The organism is Luteitalea sp., assembly GCF_044337415.1.
Classification (GTDB): Bacteria; Acidobacteriota; Vicinamibacteria; order Vicinamibacterales; family Vicinamibacteraceae; genus Luteitalea.
This window is the reverse complement of the sequence record NZ_JBIINP010000243.1, coordinates 1-5,626: the sequence shown is the minus strand read 5'-3', so window position 1 is coordinate 5,626 and position 5,626 is coordinate 1. Positions and strand designations below refer to the sequence as shown.

The window sequence follows — 5,626 nt, the reverse complement described above, 5'->3', positions numbered from 1 at the left end:
CGGCCCTGCGAGCGAAGACACTCGACTCGCTGGAGGCGCTCTTCGTGAAGCTGCCGCGCATCGACCACGTGTTCGTGCCCGGCGGCGACCCCGGGCACAACCGCGCCGAGCTCGTGCTCCCGTGGCTCAAGGACCTCGCCGAGCGCCTGCGGCGCCATCATCCGAAGTCGCAGGTGTGGCTCTCGTTGCAGTGGTTCGACGCGCCGCAGATCACCTGGATCTACGACCAGATCAGTGCCGCGCCGCTGCCGTGGCTTGGCGGCCTCGTCGCCGGCCCGAGCAGCCCGCCGCTGGCCGAGACCCGCGCCCGCCTGCACCCGCGGTACCGTCTCCGCGACTACCCGGACGTGACGCACACGGTGCGCGCGCAGTACGTGGTGCCCGACTGGGATCCCGCCTACAACTTCACGCTCGGTCGCGAGCCGATCAACCCGCGTCCGGTCTTCTACGCGTCGCTGCACGATCGCATCGCCTCGCACACCGACGGCTTCATCAGCTACTCGGACGGTGTGAACGACGATGTGAACAAGGCGGTGTGGAGCCGGAAGGCGTGGTCGCCGTCGCTGACGCCGCGCGAGATCCTCGTCGAGTACGCGCGCCTCTTCTTCGGAGAGCCGGTCGCCGAGCGTGCGGCAGACAGCTTGCTCGCGCTCGAGAAGAACTGGGAAGGGCCGCTGGCCACCAACGGCGCCGTTGACGGCAGCCTCGTGGCGTGGCAGCGGCTCGAGGCCGAGGCTCCGGGCCTGGGGGGCAACTGGCGCTGGCAGCAGGCGCTGTTCCGCGCCTACTACGACGCCTACACGCGGCACCGCCTGTTGCGTGAGACCGCGCTGGAGGATCGGACCAACGCCGCACTGCTGGCCTCGGCCACCACCGGCGCGGCCGCCGCCGTGACGCGCGCCAGGGCCATCCTCGCCGAGGCCGACACGCCAGGCCCGCACGACGCCTGGCGCCGGCGCATCCTCGAACTCGGCGCGGCCCTGTTCGCATCCATCGGCATGCAGATGGACACGCCCAACTACAAGGCGAGCGGTACCGAGCGCGGCGCGGTGCTCGACTTCCTGCATTTCCCCCTCAACAACCGCTGGTGGCTGGAGGACGAGTTCGCCAGCGTGCTGGCGCTGCCCGACGAGACAGCGCGACGCGCACGACTGGCGCAGCTCGCCCGATGGGAAGCCCCGGGGGCGGGCAGCTTCTACGACGACCTCGGGCACGTCGGCAAGTCGCCGCATGTGCGGAAGGCGAAGGTGAGCGGCGCCAACCCGCCCGAACTCGAGGACGGGCCGACGCCGCACTTCACGTGGGAGCAGGAAGGCCGCAGCCGCAAGCGCCTCTCCTGGCAGGTGAGCCTGCGCTGGCCGATCGCGCTGGTGTACGAGCAGATCGATCCGTCGGCGCGGTATGTCGTGCGACTCAACGGCAACGGCGACGTGCGGCTCCGCATCAACGGCACGCCGGTGCAGCCCACTCATCCGTCCACGACCCTCGGGGACCCGAAGGTGTTCGAGGTGCCGCTCGAGGCCATCCGCTCGCGACGGATCGTACTCTCGTTCGACGACATCGACGAGAGTGATCGCAACTGGCGCCAGCACTCGCGCGTGCACGAGGCCTGGCTGATCAAGGTGCCGTGACGTGCGGGCGTCCCTGAGGCGAATGCGCGCGCGCCTGGCCCTGGCGGGCATGCTGGTCGCCGGCTGTGGCGTCGGCGTTGGCGCACAACCCGCCTGGCAGGGGCCGGCGCCACGGCCCTCGGCCCTGGCGGCGTCGCTGGCGAGGGCCCTCGCCTCGGGCGACGTGGTGCTGCGCCCCGACACGGAGGCCGCCGAGTGGTGGGCGGGCGCCCCGTCGGTTGTCCGCGACGACGCCGGCGTGTTCTGGATGGCCGCCCGCATGCGCAGCCCCGAGGCGCCGCGGGGGCAGCGCGGCTACGAGATCCGGATCCTGCGCAGCACCGACGGCGTACGCTTCGACGCGGTGCACCATATCCGCCGCGGCGAGGTGCCCGTGCTGGGGTTCGAGCGCCCGGCGCTGGTGATCGACCCGGTCACCAGGCGCTTCAAGCTGTACCTCTGCGGCGCCTGGCAGGGCGGCGCCTGGGCCATCCTGAAGCTGGACGACGCCGACACGCCGACGGGATTCCTGGCGTCGACGGCGCGACCCGTGATCACCGCGCCGCCGCGGCAGTCCGACCGCGACGTCAGCGTCCACGAGTACAAGGACCCGGTGGTGATGCACGACGGGCAGCGCTGGCATGCGTTCGTCATCGGCTACGTACGGCAGAACGAACGCACGTACCACTTCACGAGCGACGACGGCGAGCGATGGGCGCCCGTGGGCGACGTGAACGCCCCGATGCTCGACCTCGTGGGGTGGCGCAACTTCTTCGCCCGTCCGGCTTCGGTGCTGCCGCTCGGCGTCGGCTGGCTGTTCGTCTACGAGGGGTCGTCGACCACGTGGGTCGATCCGGTCTACAACATCGGCACCGGACTGGCCTTCACGTTCGACCTGCACCACCTGGTCGACCTCACCCCCGACGGACCGGTTGGCCTGAGTACGACCCCCGGCCGGCTCCACACGTGGCGCTACTCCCAGTGGCTGCGGGTCGGCGACGAGCTCTGGATTTACTCCGAAGTCGCCCGCCCGGACCAGGCCCACGAAGTCCGGCGCTTCCGCCTTCCGGTGCCGGTGCGCTGACGCCTCACGGCTCTCTCACCGGCCTGAGGGATACTTGAGGGGATGTTGCGCCTCCAGATCATCATCGTCAGCACGCGTCCTGGCCGGAAGGGCCCCGCGGTCGCCACCTGGTTCGAGCAGCGAGCCCGCGCCCATGGCGCGTTCGAGGTCGAGGTCGTCGACCTGGCCGAGGTCGGCCTGCCCCTGCTCGACGAGCCCGAGCACCCGCGCCTCCGCAAGTACCAGCACGATCACACCAAGCGATGGAGCGCCATCGTCGAGCGCGGCGATGCCTACGTGTTCGTGACGCCCGAGTACAACTTCGCCGCGCCCCCGAGCCTGCTGAACGCGATCGACTACCTGTACACGGAGTGGTCGGAGAAGCCCGCCGCGTTCGTGAGCTACGGGGGCGTGTCTGCGGGCCTGCGCGGCGTGCAGATGGCCAAGCAGACCCTCACCTCGGTCGGCGTGATGCCCATCGTTGCGAGCGTCGCGATCCCGATGTTCGCTTCCCGGATCGACGCCGACGGCACGTTTGCGTCGGACGCCAAGCTCGACGCAGCGGCGGCGGCCATGCTCACTGATCTGGCTCGGTGGGCCACGGCCCTGGCGGGCATGCGCGCCGGTCGCGGCTGACGGATGGACGCGCCGGCCGACGAGGGGCGCTGGCGTATCGACGCGCGGCTGGCGCTGAGCCTCGCGTGTGGCGCGTTGCTGCTGGCCGCCTGGGTGGGCGAGACATGGCTCGGCCTGCCTCACCAGGCCGCAGTCGCGTTGTACCTGGCGTCGGGCACGTGCGGCGCGTGGGATCTCGTCCGCACCAACCTTGCCGACGTCCTTGCCGGCAGGTACCGCGCCGACATCGACCTGCTGATGCTGCTCGCGGCGGTCGGGGCTGCCGCACTCGGCGAGTGGGTCGAGGGCACGTTCCTGTTGTTCCTGTTCTCCCTTGCCAACGCGGCTGAGCATTACGCGATGGGGCGGGCGACCGGGGCGATTCGTGCGCTTGGCGACCTCACGCCCCTGACGGCCCGGCTGTTGTTCGCTGACGGGCACGATGAGGTGGTGCCGATCGAGCAGGTCACGCGCGGCGCGCTCGTGCTGGTGCGGCCAGCCGAGCGCATGCCGGTGGACGGTATCGTGCGCAGCGGCCGGTCCGCCGTCGACCAGGCCCCGATCACGGGCGAGTCCGTGCCCGTCGACAAGGCCCCCGGCGATCAGGTGTTCGCGGGCACCGTCAACGGCGACGGGGCGCTGCAGGTGGAGACGACGGGCGGCGCCGGCGAGCGGACGCTCGATCGGATCATCACGTTGGTGGCGCAGGCCCAGGCCCAGAAGGCGCACACCGAACAGCTCACGGCGCGGTTCGAGCGTGTGTTCGTACCCGTGGTGCTGCTCGGCGCACTGATCCTGATCGTGGCGCCGCCGTTGCTTGGCGTGTGGCCGTGGGCGACGAGCATCTATCGCGGTATGGCACTGCTCGTCGCCGCGTCGCCCTGTGCGCTCGCGCTCGGCACGCCTGCGGCGATCCTGTCGGGGATCGCGCAGGCGGCACGGCACGGCGTGCTGGTGAAGGGCGGCGCCCAGCTCGAAGCGCTCGGCATGGTGCGGGCGCTCGCGGTGGACAAGACGGGCACGCTCACGATGGGGAGACCCGAGGTGACCGACGTCGAACCGATCGACGCCGATCCCGCCCGGTTGCTGTCGGTAGCCGCGGCCGTCGAGCGACAGTCGCAACACCCGCTCGCGGAAGCCATCGTGCGTCGAGCCGATGCCGATGGGGTTACGGTGCCCGATGCGGGGCCGCTCGAGAGTGTGACCGCCCGCGGCGTGCGCGCCCATGTCGACGGCGCGCTCGTGGAGATCGGCAGCCTGCGGATGTGGGCCGACCTGCCCGGCGGCGTCCCGGCCCGCGTCGCCGACGTCGTGCAGGCCCTGCAGGCGCGTGCCCGCAGCACCATGGTGGTCCGGCAGGGCGATGCCTGGCTCGGCGTGATTGGCGTGGCCGACCGGCCGCGTCCGGCGGCGCCGCCGGCGTTGGCGGCGCTACGCCGGCTCGGCATCTCGCCAATCGTGATGCTCACCGGCGACAACGATCAGGTCGCGTCGGCGATTGCCCGCGAAGTCGGCATCGACGAGGTTCGTGCGCACCTGTTGCCTGCTGACAAGGCCGACGCCATCGCCGACCTGCGGCAGCGGCATGGCGGCGTGGCGATGATCGGCGACGGCGTCAACGACGCGCCGGCGCTGGCCAGTGCCACCGTGGGTATCGCGATGGGCGCGGCCGGGACCGCCGCCGCGCTCGAGGCGGCCGACGTCGCGCTGATGAGCGACGACATCGCGCAGGTGCCGTTCGCCATCGGCCTGGCCCGGCAGACGCGGCGGATCATCGTGCAGAACCTGGTCATCGCGCTCGGCGTGATCGCGTTGCTGATCGTGGTGACGACGACCGGCACGATCGGCATCGGCCCGGCGGTGGTGCTCCACGAGGGCAGCACGCTCGTGGTCATCGCCAACGCGCTGCGCCTGCTCGCGTATCGGCAGGGCTGAACGCCGAACGCCGAACGGCGGTCGTGCGAGAGCCATGCGTAGCCGTCGACATTCATGTCGACGGTCAGGTAGGGCCGGTTCTCCGAACCGGCCGTGAGCGGCCCGCTCGGCCTTCGACTGCGCTCAGGTCGCCCCGAGCGAAGTCGAGGGGCGGAGAGCGGGCCCTACCCGTCCCCTTCGGATCAGGCGGGCGGATTCATGCGTCCTACATTCATGCGCGGCGTGAAGAAGCAGCACCTGCCGACGAAAGTGTGCGCGACCTGTGGCCGCCCGTTCGCCTGGCGCAAGAAGTGGGCGCGCGACTGGGAGCAGGTGAAGTACTGCAGCGACGCCTGCCGCCGCGGCAAGGGCGCGTAGCCTCTCCTGGAAGGCGCGTGTGGTTCCCCGGTCACGTCGAGCCTGT

At 71.2% G+C, this 5,626-nt stretch carries 5 protein-coding genes; all 5 read left to right on the top strand.

Going from position 1 to position 5,626, the window contains the following annotated elements:
• On the top strand, positions 1 to 1,631 hold a 1,631-nt coding region (locus ACIRDX_RS20050), incomplete at its 5' end, for a hypothetical protein (RefSeq protein WP_396627210.1).
• Positions 1,632 to 1,653: 22 nt separating this feature from the next.
• On the top strand, positions 1,654 to 2,694 hold the full coding sequence (locus tag ACIRDX_RS20045; RefSeq protein WP_396627209.1) for a hypothetical protein: 1,041 nt from the start codon (positions 1,654 to 1,656) through the stop codon (positions 2,692 to 2,694).
• Between the two features lie 42 nt (positions 2,695 to 2,736).
• Positions 2,737 to 3,309 carry an NADPH-dependent FMN reductase gene (locus ACIRDX_RS20040; RefSeq protein WP_396627208.1) on the top strand — a complete coding sequence of 191 codons (573 nt, stop codon included), beginning with the start codon at positions 2,737 to 2,739 and terminating at the stop codon, positions 3,307 to 3,309.
• Between the two features lie 3 nt (positions 3,310 to 3,312).
• On the top strand, positions 3,313 to 5,223 hold the full coding sequence (locus tag ACIRDX_RS20035; RefSeq protein WP_396627207.1) for a heavy metal translocating P-type ATPase: 1,911 nt from the start codon (positions 3,313 to 3,315) through the stop codon (positions 5,221 to 5,223).
• A gap of 198 nt (positions 5,224 to 5,421) precedes the next feature.
• Positions 5,422 to 5,580 carry a DUF2256 domain-containing protein gene (locus ACIRDX_RS20030; protein ID WP_396627206.1) on the top strand — a complete coding sequence of 53 codons (159 nt, stop codon included), beginning with the start codon at positions 5,422 to 5,424 and terminating at the stop codon, positions 5,578 to 5,580.
• The last annotated feature ends 46 nt before the right edge of the window (positions 5,581 to 5,626 follow it).